This is a genomic window from Bacillus sp. 275, assembly GCF_001999205.1.
GTDB classification, from domain to species: domain Bacteria; phylum Bacillota; class Bacilli; order Bacillales; family Bacillaceae; genus Bacillus; species Bacillus velezensis.
The window spans coordinates 1,771,674-1,793,021 of the sequence record NZ_CP019626.1 but is presented as its reverse complement, the minus strand read 5'-3'; the positions used below and the strand labels follow the sequence as shown (position 1 = coordinate 1,793,021).

Sequence of the window (21,348 nt, the reverse complement as noted above, 5' to 3'; positions counted from 1 at the left end):
AATTGTAGATCTTATTACCCTTCCTATCAAAAATTTTCTTAGAAAGAAAGCGGGAGTGATCCGTAATGAATAGCGTTCAATCTTATATATTTGAACAAGTGAAACAGCATAAGCTAAGCCAGAAAGAAGCAAAGCGAATGCTAAAAGAATTAAAGGCTGCAAGCAGCAATGAAGATATTGCTATCATTGGAATTTCCTGTAGACTGCCGAAAGCAAACAATACAGATGAATACTGGCAGAATCTGATGAATGGAGAAGACTGCAAAGCGGAATATCCAAAAGATATGATCAATTACATTAAACCGATCGTAAACAATAAAGGGTTTACTGATTTTCTCGGTTCAGGATATCTGACGGAAGAACAAGCAGATAACTGGAAACCTGGCGGATATTTAGAAGACGTAGACAAGTTCGATCCTGAATTTTTTAATATTTCTCCTAAAGAAGCAAAGGCCATTGACCCGTCTCATAGAGTATTGCTGGAGACGGTATGGACTGCGATTGAAGATGCAGGGTATGCAGGGGACAAAATTTATGGAAGCAACACATCGCTCTTTGTTGGAAAAGACCATGTCAATAATACGTTGTACCGCTACATTACAGAATCAGAATCGACAAGTATGACGGGCAACTGGCCGGGTTTGATGGCGGGGCGGATTAATTATTTATTAAATTTAAAAGGAAGTTCTATGGTTTTGGATTCTGCTTGCAGCTCGGGGCTGCTTGGTGTGCATCTTGCCTGTAATGCTTTGAAAAATAAAGAATGCGATATGTCTATTGTCAGCGGAATTTCATTAGGATTCTTTCCGCGCTTCAAAACGTCCAAAAAATCAATGATGGAATCAGTAAGTGATAAAGTACACTCATTTGATAAAGACGCAGACGGGACATTTTTCAGTGACGGAGTAGCGGCAGTCATCTTAAAACCTTTAAGTAAAGCCAAGCAGGACGGAGATCATATTTATGCTGTTATCAAAGGGAGTGCAGTTAATAATGACGGGGCCTCAAACGGATTGACAGCTCCAAATGCCATCGCCCAGGAAGAAGTACTGGTTCAGGCATGGGAAAATGCTCAAATTGATCCCGAAACCATTCAATATATCGAAGCGCACGGTACAGGCACAAAGCTTGGAGATCCAATTGAAATAAAGGGGATTTCCAATGCGTTTTCAAAATATACGGACAAGCTGCAGTTTTGCGGGATCGGATCTGTTAAATCTAATATTGGCCATACCGTTGCCGTTTCGGGTTTGGCGTCACTTATCAAGATCGTTCTGTCTATGAAGCATCAAGTCATCCCTCCGAGTATTAATTTTAAAGAACCGAATTCATTGATTAACTTTGTGAAGTCACCTGTATTTGTTACAGACAAAGCCCATGAATGGCCTAAAAATAACTCACCGAGGAGAGCGGGAATCAGTTCTTTCGGCTTTGTGGGGACCAATTCACATGTAGTGATTGAAGATGCTGGAGATGAGGTTGAAGAGGTCATTCCTGCAAATGAAACATTTGAGATATTTACTTTATCAGCTAAAACAGAGAATTCTTTAATGAAACTCATCAAGGAATATAATGAATTCTTTAAAAAAGGAACTCAAAAAAACGTAAAACACATTTGCTATACGGCAAACACAGGGCGGGGCCATTACGGCTACCGATTGGCTCTGATTGTAAAAAGTTACGAAGAATTAAAGAGAAAAATCGGCAGGCTTGCAGGACAAAACCTGAATGAAATATCAGAAAAAGGCGTATATTTTTCTTTCCATAAAGTTGGTTCTGATAGAAAACAGATTATGGATGAAGGAGAAATTTCCTTATCTGAACATCGAAAAATGAATGCTCAATCTGACAATTTGATACATGACATTCTTACTGAAGGGGATGAATATTTACTGCTAAACCTTACGGAAATTTGCAACCTGTATATCAGAGGAGCAAAAGTAGAATGGACAAAAATGTACAAGGATGAGCACAGAAAGATTGTCAGTCTTCCGACATACCAATTTGAAAGAACATTATGCTGGGGAGAAGTAAAGGACAGAAGAGGTGAAGCGCCGCATCAGAAAAATATCAGTCACCCGCTGATTGACCAGTGTTTGGCTGATTCAATGAATGAGACGATTTATTCAACGACATTTAATGTGAATAAGGATTGGGTTTTAAGTGACCATAAAATCATGGGGGCTTGTGTTATTCCGGGAACGACTTATATCGAAATGGGAAGAAGAGCAAGTGCCACTTACTATAAAAGCAATCAATTAGAATTACGAGATATTATCTTCTTCACTCCGTTAACGGTAAATGAGGGTGAGAATAAGATTGTACACACAATCATTAAGAAAAAGAAAGAATGTATTCAATTTATAATAGCCAGTCAGGAAGGAGAAACCTGGATTACACATGCAGAAGGAAAAGCGTTTCCATTAACAGACTCTGTATCAATGTTTGATTTAGACTCTGTTAGGAATGACAGTAACAGAGAGAAGATAAAAGTCAATTATGAAAATAAAAATGGTTTAATCAGCAAAGTCTTTACTTTCGGACCGAGGTGGCTGAACTTCAAAGAAGTCATACTGGGCCCTGATGAACAATTGGCCGAATTAAAATTGGCTGATGAATTTACAACAGATTTAAAAGACGTCTTTTTACATCCCGCTTTGCTAGATAATGCGGTGAACGTGTTTATTGGAGAAGATGATGACGATAGTACATTCCTTCCTTTTTCATATAAAAGTGTGAAGATTTACTCAAGAATGCCGCAGCATTTTTATGCATTTGTCAAAAAGAACGCAAGCAGCAAAGAGACAAAGCTGTGTGATATTCAGTTAATAGATACAGAAGGACATGTTTTTGCAGAAATCACCGATTATGTATTAAAAAAAGTAAATCGGATTAATGCCCTTTTTGAAGAAAGTTCTGAATCACTTTATCAATTAAAATGGATGGCGCAAGAAGCTTTTGAAGAAGAAAAAACAGAGGTAACAGGTCCTGTACTGTTATTTAAAGACAACATGGAAATTTATAAATCTATACTGGAACAGTTGAAAATTCGTGACGATGATGTTATTGAAGTGGAGTTTGGGGATGAATTTCAGAAGATAAATGGGCGGAAATTTCTAATTAGCGGATCAGAAGAAGACTATGTTCAATTATTGCATAGCATAAACGATCAAAATATCAGCAGCATTATACATATGTCTTCTATCAGCCGCCAAGGAACGGAATCATTAACAGATTTAGAAGACATGCAGAATAAAGGCGTATACAGCCTGTTCCGCTTAGTCCGGGGGTTAAGTAAGAATAAGATGAAAAGCAATATTAATTTGCATCTTATTTCTGATCTTGTGACAGAAGTGTCAGGAGAAGAAAATACAATCAATCCATTGGGCGCCGCGTTGTTTGGTCTGGGACGTGTTATTTCGCAGGAGTTCCAAAATGTTTCATGTAAAGCAATTGATATTGATGAACATACTTCACCGGAAATTATTAGTGAGGAGTTAAGAACAAAAGGGAAACACTATCAAGTCGCCTTTAGGGATGGTAAGCGGTATATCAGTCGGTTGGATACGGTTGAACCAATAAAGAATAAGAAACACGGCGGTTTGGAAATTAAAGAAAACGGTGTCTATATGATTACCGGCGGCACCGGCGGAATCGGTTTGGAGATCGCAAAGCACCTGGCTGGAAAACATAACGTCAATGCTGTATTGCTCAATCGCTCTAAACTGCCTGATCAAAGCCGATGGGACGACATCATTGCTGATGGAACGGATTTAAAGCTTTGCAGAAAACTGAAGTCCATCAGAGCTATCGAGTCAATGGGTTCTAAAGTTGATTGCTACAGCTGTGAAGTTTCTGACTTAAACAGCATGGGGCCGGTAATTGAAGAAATAAAACAGAAATACGGTACGATCAATGGCGTGTTCCATTGTGCCGGAGTTGCCGGGGACGGTTTCCTCTTTAGAAAAGAAGCTAATATTTTTAAAGAAGTGCTTGCTCCTAAAATTAATGGAACATGGGTTATCAATCATTTAACGAGAGACGTAGATTTAGATTTCACGATTTTGTTCTCCTCAATTAATTCTATTTTCGGAGGTGCCGGACAGGGAGATTATACAGCTGCAAATGCTTATTTAGATTCCTTTGCTTATATGCAAAACAAACAGGGAAAAAACACGCTGTCAATTAACTGGCCGGCTTGGGATGAGGTCGGCATAGCTGTCGATTATGGAATTACTGATGAGAGCTCTATTTTCAGATTATTGACGGTAGAAAGGGCTATTTCCGTTTTAGAAGAAATAGCATCGAATAAGCTTACTAATATCATTCCAGGTACATTAAATATGAAGCTCCTCGCTTTTGCGAAGGATGAATTGTCTTTTGAATTATCTGAGCAAATCAAAAACAAATTAATAGATAAAAACAGGACAAAAAACGAAGCAGAAAAACGTCGAAGAACAGATACTGAAGATATAGTGCTGAAAGGAAAGGGAGAACTTTACTCCGATACCGAAAAAAGTATTGCGCAAATGTACTCTATGGTTTTGGATATGCAAGAGCTAGATTTATATGAAAGCTTTAGCGCCATGGGCGGCGATTCTATTATGGCAACCCAACTGTTAAAACTGATTAATGAACAATATCCTGACATCGTGGATATATCCGATATATTTACATATTCCTCTGTAGTGGAGCTATCAGAGTATATTGACAAGCAGCTGAATAAAGATTCACAGCAAGAAACGGAAGAAGATACTGCTGAAAATCGGCTTGAGCAAGAACTCAACAATCTATTTGACGACCTGGAGAACGGCAAAATCAATATACAAGAAGGATTGAAAATTCTAGAAAACTAGTTACGGAAAAGGGGAAAAATAATGAAGAATACGGAAGAAAACAAGACTGCAATCATAATCGGAGGCGGTATTGCAGGAATGGCCGCGGGCTGTTACTTGCAAATGAACGGATACAGCACGAAAATCTTTGAAATGGGTTTGCTGCCGGGTGGTTTATGTACCGGCTGGAAGAGAAAAGGGTACTTTTTTGACGGTTGTATCAGCTGGCTGGTCGGTTCAGGACCTAACAATACGTTCCATAAATTTTGGAAAGAACTGAACGTAATACAAAATATGGAATTCATTAATGATGAAGAATTTGCGGTTGTTAACTTTAGAAATGGTGATACATTTACGCTGTATGCTGATGTAGATAAATTAGAACAGGAGTTTTTAAGAGTTGCACCTGAAGATGCGGAAACAATTAAGCTTTTAACTGATGGCATTCGAGTTGTTTCTGATGTAGAGCTGGATTTGGATAAAGCGCCCGAACTGTTCGATTTAGCAGACTTTGAGGCCTTCAAAGCAAAGGCTGGCCCTTACATGAAAGTAATGGGGCAATGGGGAAAAGTGACGATCAAAGAATTCGCCCAGCGCTTTAAAAGCAGTTTTGTAAGAGAGAATGTAAATCGTCTGTTTTGGTTTAATGTAGATACCCCTATATCTTATTTTATGGCTACTTTAGGCTGGGCTAATAGCAAATCTTCAGGACATCCTGTAGAAGGTTCTCTGCAATTCGCAAAAATTATTGAAGCTAGATATGTTGAATTAGGCGGTGAGATTCAATATAAATCACCTGTTTCTAAGGTTTTAGTAGAAAATGATAAAGCGATCGGAATAGAGTTGAAAAACGGGCAGTGTCATTATGGAGATATCGTCATTTCAGCAGCGGATGGCTATAAAACTATTTTTGAAATGCTGGATGGAAAATATACAGATGATGAACTGACATTTTGTTATGACAACCTTAAAACAAGTGCACCGCAAATTTATGTCGGATTGGGCGTATCAAAAACGTTTGAAAAATATCCTCATTATTTGAGCCTGGAATTAGAACAGCCTCTTAATAGCTATGGCTGTGACAACGTTAAAAACATATTTGTGAAAATATATAACGAAAATCCTTCCTTCGCACCTGATGGCAAAACGAGTATTATCGTGTATGCGAAAACTTCTGCTGAATACTGGGAGACTTTGCAAAAAAACAACCGCGAAAAATATGAAGAAGAGAAAAAAGCAATTGCGAATGTAATGATTGATGAATTAGACAAATGGTTTGGTGAAATTAAATCAAATATTGACGTGACTGATGTATCCACCCCATATACGATCAGAAGATACACAAATAATAGAAATGGAAGCTGGCAGGGCTGGGAAAAACAGATGGAAGGCATCATACACGAGAAAAAACTGAAACGTTCACTTCCCGGACTTAAAGACTTTTATATGGTTGGGCATTGGAGTCAAGTGGGAGGAGGTCTTCCGAGTGTTGTCTTACAGGCAAGAAATCTAGTGCAGGTGTTATGTAAAGAAGATGGAAAGGTTTTTGAGACAAAAATTAACTAATTCAATAAGCTGCTTCTTCAATTGAAGCAGCTATTCTATATATCCATGATGCTTCTCATATTTTATATAGAATCAAAATCGATAGGGGTGATTAATCGTGGATGATATTTCGATTATAAAACAATATGTATTGGAGCAAGTAAAAGAGCAAAAAATGGACAGGGAAATGGCTTTGCGCATTTTGAAAGGATTATCAGATAAGTCCAAGAAAAATCAATGTGATATTGCCATTATTGGCATATCCTGCCGTTTCTCAAAAGCCAATAATGCAAAAGAATACTGGCAAAACATTATGAACCGTGCCTCATGCATCCGGGACTTACCGAAGAAGCGGCGGAAAGATATTGATCCATTGCTGCCCAGTGCGAATGAGAATTCTTATTTTAAAGCGGGTTTCTTAGATGAAATTGATAAGTTTGATTCATCATTTTTCAGAATTTCGCCAAGAGAAGCCATGCTTATGGATCCGAAACAAAGATTGTTTTTGGAGACAGTTTATCACGCTATTGAAGACTCCGGTTATGCTGGGAACAAGTTACAAGGTTCGAATACAGGTATTTTCGTTGGACATGATCATAGCGGTGACTTGAAGTTTTCCTATGCTTCCCTAGTAAATGATGCGGATATGATTGCAATGACAGGTACTTATCCCGGCATATTGGCAAGCAGGACCTCCTACATTTTTAATCTGAAAGGGCCAAGCTTGGTTGTTGATACAGCCTGCTCTTCCGGACTCGTTTCGGTTCATCTTGCTTGTGAGGCACTTAAAAATGAAGAATGCAGCATGGCTATAGCGGGAGGCGTTAATTTATTTCTAAGACCTGAAAATATAGGTACGATGAGCGAGATAGAAGCGGAAAACGCTAAAATCAGCATTTTTGATAAAAATGCAAAGGGGACAGCATGGGGTGAGGGGATTTCTGCTATTGTATTAAAACCTTTACATAGAGCAATAGAAGACAGAGACCACATATATGCTGTCATTAAAGGGAGCGCTACGAATAATGACGGGGCTTCTAACGGAATCACCGCTCCTAATGCTGAATCACAAGAGAAATTGATTACGCGTGCCTGGAAGAATGCGAATATTAGTCCGGAAACTATTTCTTATATTGAAACGCATGGAACAGGCACGATTTTGGGAGACCCGATTGAGATCAAAGGGATAACGAATGCGTTTAAGAAATATACCGATAAAAAGCAGTTTTGCGGTATAGGTTCAGTCAAACCCAATATCGGCCATACAGTCGGGGCATCAGGCATGGCGTCTCTCATTAAAGCATGCATGGCTTTAAAAGAGAAGGTCATCCCCCCAAGTATCAACTTTAATGAACCGAATCCTTTAATTAATTTTTCGAATTCACCTGTTTATGTGAATGACATGATAAGAAATTGGGAAAAAGGAGAGACGCCAAGAAGAGCCGGTGTAAGTTCGTTTGGCTTCAACGGAACCAACTGTCATATTGTATTGGAAGAAGCACCTGGAATAATAGGTGAGACTGAACAGAGACAGGTAAAAGAGGTATTCACTCTGTCTGCAAAAAATAAGTCCGTCCTGAATGATATTGCATCAAAGTATCTTCATTTTATCTCGGAAGAAAACAATTTGAATCTCTCTGATCTTTGTTATACAGCGAATACGGGAAGAAAACATCTGGAGAATAGAGTGTGTTTTCTCGTAAAAGACATCGAAGATCTGAAGGAAAAACTTGAAAGTCTGCTCGAAGCGCCGGTTCAGCAAGAAGAAGCTGCATTTTCTTTTAAGACCGATAGAGATCTAAGTACCGCTGCTGGAAAAAAACTTAAGGCTTATAATGCAGGCGGGAGAACAGATGAGAGTCTTCTGATTGATATAAGCAAGCTCTATGAAAAAGGTGCAGAGATCGATTGGGAAATGATATATGAAGGAGAAAAAAGAAGAAAAATCAGCTTGCCGGGTTACGCATTTTTGCGGGAGAGACATTGGGTGAAACTGCCTGAAAAATTACCGATAAGCAATGCACTAGATAACCCCTCAGTCAACAAGCCTCAAATAATAAGACTGAGTGGCAGGGAAGACGGCTGTTATTCAGAAACAGAGCTAATGGCAGGACAAATTTGGGGAAATGCCCTTGGAATCAATCCGATCGATGTTACATCCGATTTTTATGAAATGGGCGGAGATTCAATCATAGCAATAGAAATCATCAACTTTATCAATAAACAGCAAGGAACGGAGCTTTCAGTTTCAGACTTGCTAAAGCATTCGAATATAAAACTCTTCTCAGCTTATTTGGATGAATATTCTCTGAGGAAGACAAATGATGTGAATGTGATTCCCAAAGCGGGCGATTTTGAGTGGTATGAGGCATCATCTGCACAGAAAAGAATTTTTATTCTAGATCAATTAAATAAAAACAGCACTTCTTATAATATCCCGTTCTTTTTAATGATTGAAGGAGAGTTGGACGATAAACGTTTAGAAGATGCGTTTAAAAAATTAATAATCAGGCATGAGGTTTTAAGAACGTCCATAGTTTTAAGAGACGGGCAGCTTGTGCAAAACATAGAAAAAGACGTTCGATTTAAAATGGATAGAATCAAGACCTCCGACGAAGAATTAGAGAGCCTTATGGCTAATTTTGTCCGCCCGTTTGATGTAGAAAAGGCTCCTTTACTGCGTGCAGGATTAGCCGAGATTAGTCATCAAAAACATCTTTTAATGATAGATTTACAGCATATTATAGCGGATGGGGCGTCTATCCCGATCCTCCAAAGGGAATTAATAAATTTATACGAAGGCAACGAACTGCCGCCATTGAACGTTCAATTTAAGGATTTTGCGAAATGGCAAAATGAATTATTTCATACTGAAGAAATGAAAAAACAAAAAGACTTTTGGTTAAATGAGTTTAAAGGAGAAATTCCCGCTCTCAATCTGCCCGCAGATTTTTCAAGAGAAGCCAAACGAGATGATCAAGGTGAACGAATCTATTTTTATGCAGGAAGAGAGCTGACCGCCAAGTTAAAAGAATTAAACGCAAAACAAAAAGTCACCCTTTTCATGACTTTAATGGCTTCATTTAATGTGCTACTCCATAAACTTACTGGTCAAGAAGATATTGTTATCGGCACACCTGTAGCCGGAAGAAAGCATAAAGAATTAGAAAACATGATAGGAATGTTTGTAAATACGCTGGCACTGAGAAATAAACCATCTGCCGACAAAACATTCAAAGAACTGCTTGAAGCCGTTAGGGATAATGCGCTTCTGGCTTATGAAAATCAAGATTATCCTTTTGAAGAGCTTGTAGACCATTTGAACCTTGAGAGGGATATAAACCAGAATGCTCTTTTCAACGTTATGTTTGTCCTTCAGCTGATGGATAATCCGGCAATTGAAGTAAATGGGCTGAAATATAAGCCGTATCCTTACGAAAACAAAACAGCCAAATTTGATCTTTTGCTTCAAGCATTTCCTTCAGAAGAGGATATCAAGTTTGAGTTCACTTATTCATCAAACTTGTTTAAGCGCACAACTGTAGAAAAATTCTCACATCGATTCTTAATGATTCTCAATCATATTGTTGAAAGTCAAAATGGACTAATCGGTGAGATTAACATTTTAGAAGAAAATGAACGACGCGAGATGTTGAGTTACAGTGGAAAATCACTGAGAAGCAGAGGCACAGATGCATCTATCTGTGAGCTTTTTGAGAAGCAGGCGGAAGCAACGCCGAATCAAATAGCTGTGTGTGCACAAGACGGAAGCTTAACTTATAGTGAGCTGAACAAAAATGCAAACCGGCTTGGAAGAGCACTCATTCAAAAAGGTATCAAAAAGAATGAAGCAGTGGGCATAGCTGCAGACCGAACCACTGATTTTATCATCGGAGTAATGGGAATTTTAAAAGCGGGAGCAGCTTATCTGCCAATTGATCCATCATATCCGCAAGAAAGAGTTGAGTATATGCTCAAAGACAGCGGGGCCCGCTTGTTACTGACGGATCGTAACAATCATTGTCAAAGGTACGGAGTAGAAAGTGTTTGTCTGAATGAATTGGAAACAGTTCCAGACGACGGGAGAAATGTTAAAGGAGGAGCGGAACGGCACAGCCTTGCCTATATCATCTACACTTCTGGATCAACGGGACACCCAAAAGGTGTGATGATCGAACATAAAAGTATAGTGAATTTAACAGAAGCCCTGCATGAACGTATCTACTGCAAACATGGCGGGCAGCAGAATGTAGCGTTGTTGGCACCCTTTTCCTTTGACGCTTCTGTCAAACAGATTTTTTCTGCGCTGCTTTTGGGACACTCTCTTTACATCATCTCTGAAGAAGCCAGGCATGATATCACGAAACTTGCTGAGTTCTATATCCAAAATAAAATAAATATTTCTGATGGAACACCAGCCTATCTCAGCCTGCTCTCTGAGTCTCCGCAGTGTGGCCGTATAGGTGTAAAACATTTTATTATAGGCGGCGAAGTGCTTAAACCTGAAGAAGTAAAGCGTTTTTATAAAGTATTTAAGAAGAATGACCGTCCTTATATAACAAATGTATATGGACCGACGGAATGCTGTGTTGATGCTGCATCTTATACGATAAACCCAGATAATATTTCCAATATAAAGAGGATCCCTATCGGCACGCCGATAAAAAACTGTTCTATCTACATACTAGATAAACAGCAGAAGCCTGTGCCGCCGGGAGTTATCGGAGAGTTATACATCGGAGGGGAAGGAGTTGGACGGGGTTATTGCAATCGTGAAGAACTGACCGAGGCTAAGTTTATCCCGGATCTTGTTCATTCTGGTGAGAAAATGTATAAAACCGGAGATTTAGGCAAGTGGAATGAGGATGGGAATATAGAATTTGCCGGAAGAATCGATCGTCAAGTAAAAATCAGAGGATTTAGAATTGAACTGGATGAGATTGTAAACAGACTGCTGTCTCACCAAAATGTTCAAGAAGCGGTTGCGATTGCTCACAATGATCAGATATATGCCTATACAGTATGTAAAGATACGCAGCCGCCTTCTCAGCTAAAAGAATACTTATTGGAATATCTGCCGGAATATATGGTCCCGACAGTCATTATGGGCATAGATAAAATTCCGTTGACGAACAATGGGAAGACTGATGTAAAACGTTTGCCGCTACCAGCTGAAAATAATGCCGAGCTGCATCACTTTATTGCTCCGAGAAACGAGATTGAACGAATCGTCAGTGAGGTCTGGTCCGACATTCTTGAAGTTTCTAAAATCAGTATAAAAGATAATTTTTTCGTTTTAGGCGGAGACTCAATTAAAGCCATACAAGCAGCGGTCAGAATGGAAAAATTCAATCTTAGGCTGGAAGTGAAAGACATTTTTCATTACCAGACAATCGAAGGAGTTTCGAATAAAGTCAGTTATATAACAACGGCATCTGATAACAGTGTGATAACGGGGGAAGCCGGTCTTGTGCCAATTCAATGCTGGCTGGCTGAACGCCATAATGATACTCTGCACCATCGGAATCTTTCTTTTATGCTATACAGGGAAGCCGGGTTTGGCGAAGACATTGTAAAAGACATTTTCACCCGGATTATTCAGCATCATGACAGTCTGAGAACAGTATTCAAACGTAAAGGCGATAGAATGGTACAGGTAATCAGAGGCCTGACGGACGGCGACTTGTTTGACTTTCATCTGATTAATGCAATAAACATGCCGCAATCAGATTTAAAAATGAAAATAAATCAAATACAAGCCAGTATGGATCTGACTCACGGACCGCTTGTTAAATTGGCACTGATTAAGGAAGCAGATGGGGAACATCTGTTAATCGTCATTCACCAAATGATAATTGATCATATGTCTTGGAGAATACTGCTTGAAGATTTTAATACAGCATATCAGCAAGTTAAAAGTAACGAAGACATTGTATTACCAAATAAAACCGATTCGTATTTAAAATGGTCTGATTATCTCTATAAATATGCTAAAAGTGAACGGCTGTTGTTTGAGAAAGAGTATTGGACAAAAATCGAAAATGTTTATGCTCCGTCTATTCCGGTTGATATTCAGGGGCAAATTGCCAAAGTCAAAGATAACAGACAAGTATACAGGCAGTTTAATGTTCGGGAAACTGAAAATATAATGAATGCGATTCAAGGACAAGATCATTTCACTATTGAGACTGTTTTGCTCACAGCTTTAGGTTTGACAATAAAACATCAAACAGGCAGTAATACATCTCTCGTGCACTTAGGCAACCATGGCCGCACTCATCAGAGTGAGAAGCTTAATATCTACAGAACAGTAGGCAGATTTTCTGCAATCTATCCAGTGGCTTTGGAGGTCTCCGATTCAGATCATATCGGTTCGAGTTTAGATAATGTTAACTCGACCTTAGCCAATATTCCTGATCAAGGGATAGGATATGGTATTTTAAGATATTTAAAACAAGGTATAAAAGAGAAATCAAAACCAGACATTTCATTTAATTATATGGGCGAATTTGATAATGAACTGCACACAGAAAGCTTTACGGTATCTCCGCTTTCAACCGGGAATGATATAAGTGAAGATGAAATTTGGAATTACAAGTTTAAGTTTATTGTGTTGGTAAGAGAGAAAAAATTGAGCATTGGAATTGAATATAATCAAAATCAGTACCATAAGAGTACTGTAGAAAATCTGCTCAATCAGTATATGCATTATATCAAAAAAGCAGCAGAAACCATTTAATTAATCGGAGGTTAACGTAAATGACCAATTCAGTTCAGCAAGATAAACAAGTACCGAAGAAATATCCTCAGGCCGCAGTCATGCAAATGGTTTCAGGGCTGGGGTTTTCCCTGGCAGTTAAAACAGCGGTAGAATTAGATGTATTTTCCGCTTTTCAAAATGGACCAGCTTCAGCGGAAGCGATAGCTGAAGCCCTTGAATTGAACCCCTCTGCCTTATTCAGGCTCTTAAGAGCGCTGGAATCCGTCGGTTTGGTCGCCCAAGCTCAAAATGGCTATTATGATGTAACAGAGTATGGTGCCACTTTGATGCCTGGGAAAGCAAAATCCATTGAGCCTTTGGTAGAATATCTGCTGCATGAAACAGTAGTGCAGTCTATGTTTAAAATGGATTATAGTATCAAAACCGGCAAATCCGCTTTTGAAGCCATTTATGGCGATAAATGGTATGAGAATAATAGTCTTGATCAAGATTACTTAAAAACAATGGATAAGGCGATGGAGATTTATTCAAAAATGAGTCTGCCATCCATATTGAAAGCTTACTCATTTGAAAAGTTTGATGTTATCGTAGACGTCGCGGGAGGAATGGGCCAGTTAATAACAGGCATTTTAGGTGCTGCTCCTAAATCAAAGGGGATATTGTTTGATCTTCCAAAAACGATACAAAGTGCAAAAAAGCATTTAGCATCTTCAGAGATGAGCGAACGCTGTCAGTTTACGGAAGGGAGTATGTTTGAGGAAATTCCTTCCGGGGGAGACTTGTATGTGATAAGCAAAGTGTTAAATGATTGGGATGATGAGCATGTGGTTGCTATTCTTGAAAATATAGCCGGTGCCATGTCTGATCATTCCAAGCTGATTATAGTTGAAAATGTGCCTGAAGCAGACAGACTGTCCCCTGAAGAAGCTTTTCGTGATTTATTATTTTTAGTATGCTCTGCAGGCGGCAGAGTCAGAAAGAAAACCGAGTTTGAACAATTGATTGAGAAAGCCGGATTAACACTATTAAATGTAATTCAGACCCCGAGTAAATACACAATTTTGGAGTGTGGAAAGAAATAATGTTATATAAGCTATCTCTTTAGGAGATAGCTTTTTTTATATAAAAAGTTCACCAATTTGACTGATTGATTCTGTCTATCTATTGATTTCTCTGATAAAATAAAACTTATAATATTTAACATAATTATAAATTTGAACCATCAGGGAGGAAGAAACATGAAAAAGAGACTCGTTATGCTATTCGCGGCGGCCGCCGCTGTTTTGTTGCTTGTGAGCGGGTTGTGGGCTCCATCAGCGTCTGCGGCGCCGGCTCCTGCTTTAACACAAATCCGTATTATCGGTGTGACGTCTGACGGTCAGAATTACCAATGGGAAAATATCGGGCCGAACCAAATCAGCGCATCAAAACCGATGAAGGGGACAACGGGTTATTTAGCCGTATATTTCCAAGGGTATCCGAACAATAATACGATCCAGGCGTTTAACAACGGAACGAATATTACAAATCTTACGTCAAAAGCGCTGGAAGATGAATATACAAAAAACGGCAATATCGTTACAGGCTATATTAAATATTACAGCGTTCCTCTTTCTTATGTCAGTTCAGGAACGTTCTCTTTCTCCGCAACGGGGCTGAACGGGCCGTACACGCCGTTAAGCAGCGGATTTTTCTCCATTCAGGTACAGAGTTAAAACAGCCGCCCGGTGCTTTCATGTATAGTTTTTCTCTCTTTCCGGGAAGCTATTCCTAAAGAAAAGGGAGGGCTTACATGATGGACAGGACACTCGGATATTTGCGCGAGTCGCTTTCGAACCACTTGGAGCATGATGTGTGCCGGGGGATTTATAAAAAGCTTCAGGTGAAGCATTATGCAAATGAGGGCGAGTTCGTGAAAGATCTAAATGATCTAGAAATGGACGCGCTGAATCAACTGCTTGAAAAGGAAATCAAATATGCTGAGAACGAGCAGGATGAGAAGCGCACGATGGAATTGAATGAAGTATATGAGCTCCTGTTTTAAAAAGCCTCCCGGCGGTCGGGAGGCTTTTTATTGTTTCGGAAACAGTTTACAGAATCATCCAACCCTTTGTATAATGGATAGTTGTGAAAAACACAGACGGAGGAGAAACATGAACGAAATAAAAAAACAGACGGTTCTTGAGTTGTCATCGGTTGAAAAAGCTTTAGTTTTTCTGATGCCGCCATTATTGGGGCTGGTCATCGGATGGTTTCTGCCGGTCATTGCGAAGTGGGCCGTAACATTGGATTGGCTGCCTGTTATCGGGCCGCTGGAAATGATCGCTTCTTTTCACGGATGGAAGGCTGCGGCTGCAACCGCCGTTATCGGCTTAATCGGGGGAATGTGGCTGACGCGGACTGTTTTTAAAGAATGTCTTACGGCGGTCGTGACGGACAGCGAGGTGTCCTTAACCATATATAATGAAGAAAGCGTGTTTTCGAAAGACAGCATTTCCGGTGTGTTTACGGATGAAAAGCATCTTGTCTTATTGGGGACTGAAGGGCAGGAGCTTTTTCGGGAGAAGCTTGAGCCCGCGGTTGAAAAAGCGGCTGATGCGTTTCGCGCGCATGGGTATGTCTGGCTGGGGACGGAAGATCCTTTTAAAGAAGAATACAAACGGTGGGTGCCGGACACGCCGGATTTGGAGCCAGGGGCAAATGCTCTTTTTAAAGCGAGAGAAAAGGCGCTGAAAGAGGAGGAAAAGGCTGATGCGAAAGAGCTGAAAGCGGAAATATCCAAACTGGGCATTACCGTGCGGGAGAAAGGATCGCGCCAATATTGGCGGATCTATCAAACGCCGTCTGCATAAAAAAAGCTGCCGCCGTTTGATACGGCCGGGCAGCCCGGGAACAGACTATTTCTTCTTGTCATCATAATATTGAACCGGGTACATGGAGCCTTCGGATACCATTTTGTTATCTTCAATATCTTCGGGATGCGGGTTGCCTGCTTTGTTGACGGGGAATGATTCAATATCCTGCTTCCCGGAGAGCGATGTTTTCATATTGCGGATAAAGTTCATCACCTTTTGGCGGTTGGATTTATCTTTGAGCAGGTAGGAAGTCACTCCGACAGTCGACACGGCAAGTCCTGAAATGAGCAGTTTTTGTTTCACGATAAAAACTCCTTTCTATTTCTGGCTTGCAGTAGTTATTCCCGCTTAACGGCTGTTTAAACATCGGAAGGGTAATTTTGGCTTTCTGCTTTAATGCGATAAAGATTGACAAAACTATTTTCAGAATAATATTATAAATATATGATAGCGCTGGAGTCATATTTTAATTGAAAGGTGTTAACTTTATGAATCAATTACATCGCAGAATGGGAACGTTTGCACTCATGATGGTCGGACTTGGGTCGATGATTGGCTCCGGCTGGTTATTCGGGGCGTGGCGGGCGGCTCAGATTGCGGGACCTGCCGCAATTATTTCCTGGATTATCGGTATGATCGTTATTTTGTTTATCGCACTTTCTTACAGTGAATTGGGTTCAATGTTCCCGGAAGCCGGGGGAATGGTAAAATATACTCAATATTCTCATGGATCATTTATTGGATTTATCGCAGGATGGGCAAACTGGATTGCGATTGTTTCCGTTATTCCGGTGGAAGCGGTTGCGTCTGTTCAATACATGAGCTCATGGCCGTGGGAATGGGCAAAATGGACAAGCAATCTCGTTCACAACGGCACTCTTACGGGAGAGGGGCTCGGCTTCGCATCCGTATTACTGATTATTTACTTTTTACTGAATTATTGGACAGTTAACTTATTTTCAAAAGCGAATTCATTGATTACCATCTTTAAAATCATTATTCCGGGGCTGACAATCGGAGCGTTGCTGTTTACCGGTTTTCACGGCGGAAACTTCACATCCGGTTCAAGCATTGCGCCGAACGGCTGGGCGAGCGTGCTGACGGCGGTGGCCACATCAGGTATCGTATTTGCGTTTAACGGGTTTCAAAGCCCGATTAATATGGCCGGAGAAGCAAAAAATCCCGGCAAATCGATTCCGATTGCGGTTGTCGGTTCGCTGCTGGTCGCAACCGTCATTTACGTCCTATTGCAAATCGCATTTATCGGTGCAGTTGAACCTTCCATGATTGTTCACGGCTGGAGTCACCTGAACTTCAACTCTCCATTTGCCGATTTGGCGATCGCATTGAATATCAACTGGCTTGTCATTATTCTTTATGCGGATGCGTTCGTATCTCCGTCAGGAACGGGTATCACTTATACCGCTACGACGTCACGCATGATTTACGGCATGGAAAAAAATAAATATATGCCGAGCATTTTCGGAAAGCTTCATCCGCTGTACGGCGTGCCGCGCCAAGCGATGATTTTCAACCTGGTCGTATCGTTTATCTTTCTGTTTTTATTCAGAGGATGGGGCGTGCTTGCTGAAATCATTTCCGTTGCGACGCTGATTTCTTATATCACGGGTCCTGTGACGGTGATGACGCTGCGGCGGACGGCGGCGGATTTGTACCGGCCTCTCCGTCTGAAAGGCCTCAGCGTGGTTGCACCGCTCGGCTTCGTGTTCGCGTCTCTCGTGCTGTATTGGGCGCGCTGGCCGTTAACAGGGCAGGTGCTGTTTATCATTTTGATCGGCCTTCCGATTTATTTCTACTACCAAGCGAAAGCGAAGTGGAAAGGATTCCGCAGAAACTTTAAAGGCGGCGTCTGGATGGTTGTCTATCTGCTCAGCATGATGGTCATTTCATGGCTCGGAAGTGAAAAATTCGGCGGTCTGAACATCATTCCGTACGGATGGGATATGGGGCTGATCGCAATCGTTGCCCTTGCCTTCTATGCGTGGGCGCTGAAGAGCGGCTTCAAGACTGAGTATTTGAAAGACGCCAAAGCAATCAACGATCAATTAAAAGGCGGACAGGCGGAAGCCGCTGCCGGAAAAGAATAAGTTATAAAAAGTTGAAGTTTTTGAGAGTCTGAGCCTGTAAGCGCAGGACAAAGGCACCTTTAAGTTGAAAAGCAGGTATAATACCTGAAAACGACTTAGAGGTGTTTTTTCATGGGTGAAATTAAAAATCCGCAAAGTATCGTAATTAGGATTAAATGAAGTGAGCTTTCCAAATTCAAAGAGAAAATGAATCAAAGCCTGTACTAATGTATTTTTATTTTGAACATTTGTTAGGGGCCTTATGGAATCCGATTTAATTACTGGAAATATTCCATCTTATTATCTAGATTACGGTGGCTAGGTTTAAAAACACATTAAAATTTTTAACCATATTTATAAAAGAAAGAAATTATGGTAAACTTTTAAAATTGGAATCGAATAATTCTGGACTTGTTTTTATATAGGAAAAAATAATTAAGGAGAAAAAAGATGATATTTACTGTAGCTATTCCGGTTTATAATGATCAAAACACAATTAGAGATTGTCTTGATAGCGTGGTGAACCAAACAGTTGGAGAGGACAAACTTGAAATTATCTGTGTAAATGATGGTTCAACTGATAAAAGCGGTAATATTTTAGATGAATACATGAGCAAGTACAAGTTTATTAAAGTAATTCATCAGCAGAATAGCGGCGCACCTGGCAGACCGAGGAACAAAGCTATAGAAGCAGCAACAGGTGATTATATTTATTTTCTAGACGGAGATGATTATTTAGGACCTGAAGCTTTAGAAAAGATGGAAGAAAAAATAGTTCAGTATCAAAGTGATATAATTATCGGCCGTTATGAAGGAATTAATAGAGGTGTTCCTGTGGCTGTATTTAAAAAGAATCCAGATTGTTTTTCCTTCCCTGGTTCCAATGCTCTTTTTACGATGAGTGCTCAAAAACTATTTAAACGGGAGTTATTAATTAAACATAATATTCGTTTTCCGGAACACTTCTCTCTAGGAGAAGATCAACCGTTTATGATTCAAGCGTATGCATATTCAAATTCCATAGCCCTTGTTAAAGATTACCCATGTTATTATTTGACCAATCATCAAACAATAGGAAGGGTTCAACTTACTAAGAAACCATTATCAGGTGAAAGTTTTATGTTCAGGATTGAAGAAACATTGGCATCTATTGAATTACTGAACCTTGAAACAGATAAAAAACGGCTGATTTTCTTTCATTACTGGGAAAGGATTATGGAAGTGGAGTTAAGCGCACTGATTTCAAAGTCTTTTCTAATTGAAGATAAAATCTTTATTTTTAATAAATTAAAGAAAATGCTTGACAAGTATCAATACTTAGATTACTACCAGCAGTTTTCTTCCCGCCATAAACTCTTATTACGTTTAATTGAGAAAGGACAATTGGAGGATTTAATTTCTTTCTGGTACGCTGAAAAACAACCTGGTAACATGGTAGTACAACATGGAAAGGTCTATCCAAAACCAGAATTAGCATACAATTTGGCCTTGCATGAGTCTATTTCCTTTCATCGTAATAATAAATTTGAAGGAGAAATAACAAAAATAGAGAAATTAGAGAATGCCGTTTTGTTAGAGGGTTTTTGTTATCATTCACATGTTGACTCCTCAAATGAGCGTTTATTTATCGAAGTCTCTTTGAGAGAACAAAAAGATAAAACAATTTCATTTCCAGCTTATAGAAGCCTTTTTGAAAAAAAATATCCTTTTGAAATAGATACGCAAATTATAACAAAAGAAAAAATCACTTATTTTCACGCGTATATACCTATAGAATCTTTGCTCCACTTAAATAGCGAAGATGGTATATTAGATTTAAGATTAATTAGTAAGATAGAAGATTATACGAAATCATTGAGATTAAAATCGAAAGAAAGCGTTTATTTAAAAAATGCTTCTTATATTGCAAAAGGATGTAAAGAACCTATCGTTATAAACTCGTATCTAACTAAATGGGGTAATCTTTCTCTTGTTGTTAAACATCAAATGTTACATTTTAAAAACTTTGTGTTAACCTGCAGCGGTCCTAGGATTAAAGGACATTTTGATTGTGAAACAGATTTAAGTTTTGGAGAACAGAATTCTTTCCAGGTTAATTTTGGAAGGTTTCTTATGTTTAAACCTGATGTGGTACTTAAAGATTCTACTCGAAAAAAAATGTCATATGATTTTAGTTTTGAAGTAACTAAGCAGGAGTTAAAACAAATTAAGCTAAAAAAGAATGCAGAAGTGATTATTGGTCATTTGCAACAAAGTGTTCCTGTTATTTATAAGGGCAAATCTATTAAAGCAAAAGTTAAGAATATACTAAGACCGTTATTTAAAGGGAGAAATATTTAAAATTAATATTATAAAACTGCACGCGATATACGTGCAGTTTTTGTTTTGAAATCTTTAGATTCGTAAACCTATTGATCCCTATTAGATTTAACAAAATTAAATATATCCGCATAGTTGGTAAACACACCGGTTACGCCCCAATTCAGCAGACGGCGCATGTCCGCCTCGCTGTTTACGGTGTAAGGATGAAGCAGAAGGCCGTGGCTGCGAATGTTTCGGACATTTTGAGCGTTCAGCGCTTTGTAATCCGGTCCGATTCCGACGGCATATGTTTTAATGTCCGTTAAATCTGCGTCAGTCATTGACGTCATCTGTTCCGCTTCAAGCAATTGGACGGCGGGAAGTTTCGGATCGAGCTGTTTGATTTTCAGAAGGCTGTCCCTGCTGAAAGACTGAATGATAACTTGTCCAAGTTTCGCATGCTTACCTGCCAATTTGTATTTTTTCAGTGAAGCGATCAGTTTTTCTTCCATACCCGGATATGTTTCGGGCGCCTTTGTTTCAATATAATAGTTTGCATGTCTGCCGAACCGTTTTAACACGTCATCAAGTGTGGGAACGCGAAGTCCGGCGTATTGCGGTTTTGCTTTTTCCGGATAGGCCTTATTGAACCAAGAGCCGGCGTCGAGCTTTTGAATCTCGGCTAATGTATGATCCTTCACCCAGCCTTGTCCGTTTGTGGTGCGGTCCAGTTTTTCATCATGCATGACGATCAGCTTGCCGTCTTTTGTCATTTGTAAATCCAGCTCAATATAGTCAGCCTTCATTTTTTGCGCAGTTTCATAAGAAAGGATCGTGTGCTCCGGGACATAACCCGAAGCACCGCGATGGGCAATGGTCAAAATTCTGTCAGGAGACAAGAGGTTTCCTTTTCCCGCCGCCGATACAGGCGTGACGATGAATGACAATAAACCGAGTGAAAGCAATACAAAAGCAAACAATTTATGTTTCCGCATGTTTTCTTC

General features: G+C 39.7%; 11 protein-coding genes. 9 read left to right on the top strand and 2 right to left on the bottom strand.

Annotated elements, in window-relative coordinates; genetic code table 11:
• Nucleotides 1–65 precede the first annotated feature (65 nt).
• From BZ167_RS08450 to BZ167_RS08420, 7 genes are all read left to right on the top strand, one after another.
• The gene (locus BZ167_RS08450; protein WP_071392179.1) at nucleotides 66–4,856 is read left to right on the top strand and encodes a type I polyketide synthase; all 4,791 of its coding nucleotides are present in this window, start codon (nucleotides 66–68) and stop codon (nucleotides 4,854–4,856) included.
• 21 nt (nucleotides 4,857–4,877) lie between these two features.
• The gene (locus tag BZ167_RS08445) at nucleotides 4,878–6,401 is read left to right on the top strand and encodes a phytoene desaturase family protein (RefSeq protein ID WP_053573785.1); all 1,524 of its coding nucleotides are present in this window, start codon (nucleotides 4,878–4,880) and stop codon (nucleotides 6,399–6,401) included.
• 97 nt (nucleotides 6,402–6,498) lie between these two features.
• Entirely contained in the window at nucleotides 6,499–13,119 is a 6,621-nt protein-coding gene (locus tag BZ167_RS08440) for a non-ribosomal peptide synthetase (RefSeq protein WP_061047155.1), read from the top strand.
• A gap of 20 nt (nucleotides 13,120–13,139) precedes the next feature.
• Complete coding sequence (locus BZ167_RS08435; RefSeq protein ID WP_061047156.1) at nucleotides 13,140–14,183, top strand: methyltransferase; 1,044 nt, start codon at nucleotides 13,140–13,142, stop codon at nucleotides 14,181–14,183.
• A gap of 156 nt (nucleotides 14,184–14,339) precedes the next feature.
• Nucleotides 14,340–14,816, top strand: coding sequence for a DUF4879 domain-containing protein (locus tag BZ167_RS08430; protein ID WP_033575116.1), 477 nt, complete (start codon nucleotides 14,340–14,342; stop codon nucleotides 14,814–14,816).
• Nucleotides 14,817–14,896: 80 nt separating this feature from the next.
• Nucleotides 14,897–15,145 carry a sigma-G-dependent sporulation-specific acid-soluble spore protein CsgA gene (locus BZ167_RS08425; RefSeq protein WP_031378862.1) on the top strand — a complete coding sequence of 83 codons (249 nt, stop codon included), beginning with the start codon at nucleotides 14,897–14,899 and terminating at the stop codon, nucleotides 15,143–15,145.
• Between the two features lie 109 nt (nucleotides 15,146–15,254).
• Entirely contained in the window at nucleotides 15,255–15,953 is a 699-nt protein-coding gene (locus BZ167_RS08420) for a YqeB family protein (protein WP_020953865.1), read from the top strand.
• A 45-nt stretch (nucleotides 15,954–15,998) separates the two neighbouring features.
• Here the strand turns inward: BZ167_RS08420 and BZ167_RS08415 are convergent, their stop codons facing one another.
• Nucleotides 15,999–16,259: a hypothetical protein gene (locus BZ167_RS08415; protein ID WP_003156732.1), complete on the bottom strand. Its 261-nt coding sequence runs from the start codon at nucleotides 16,257–16,259 to the stop codon at nucleotides 15,999–16,001.
• Nucleotides 16,260–16,444: 185 nt separating this feature from the next.
• Between BZ167_RS08415 and BZ167_RS08410 the strand changes: the two genes are divergently transcribed.
• On the top strand, nucleotides 16,445–18,064 hold the full coding sequence (locus BZ167_RS08410) for a glutamate/serine transporter AimA (protein ID WP_007408992.1): 1,620 nt from the start codon (nucleotides 16,445–16,447) through the stop codon (nucleotides 18,062–18,064).
• 429 nt (nucleotides 18,065–18,493) lie between these two features.
• Nucleotides 18,494–20,383 (top strand): glycosyltransferase family 2 protein, encoded by a 1,890-nt coding sequence (locus BZ167_RS08405; RefSeq protein ID WP_060675263.1) that lies wholly within the window; start codon nucleotides 18,494–18,496, stop codon nucleotides 20,381–20,383.
• Nucleotides 20,384–20,451: 68 nt separating this feature from the next.
• Here BZ167_RS08405 and BZ167_RS08400 read toward each other — a convergent pair whose 3' ends face one another.
• A complete protein-coding gene (locus BZ167_RS08400) occupies nucleotides 20,452–21,339 on the bottom strand; it encodes a glycerophosphodiester phosphodiesterase (protein WP_061861116.1) in 888 nt (295 codons plus the stop codon).
• Nucleotides 21,340–21,348 lie beyond the last annotated feature (9 nt).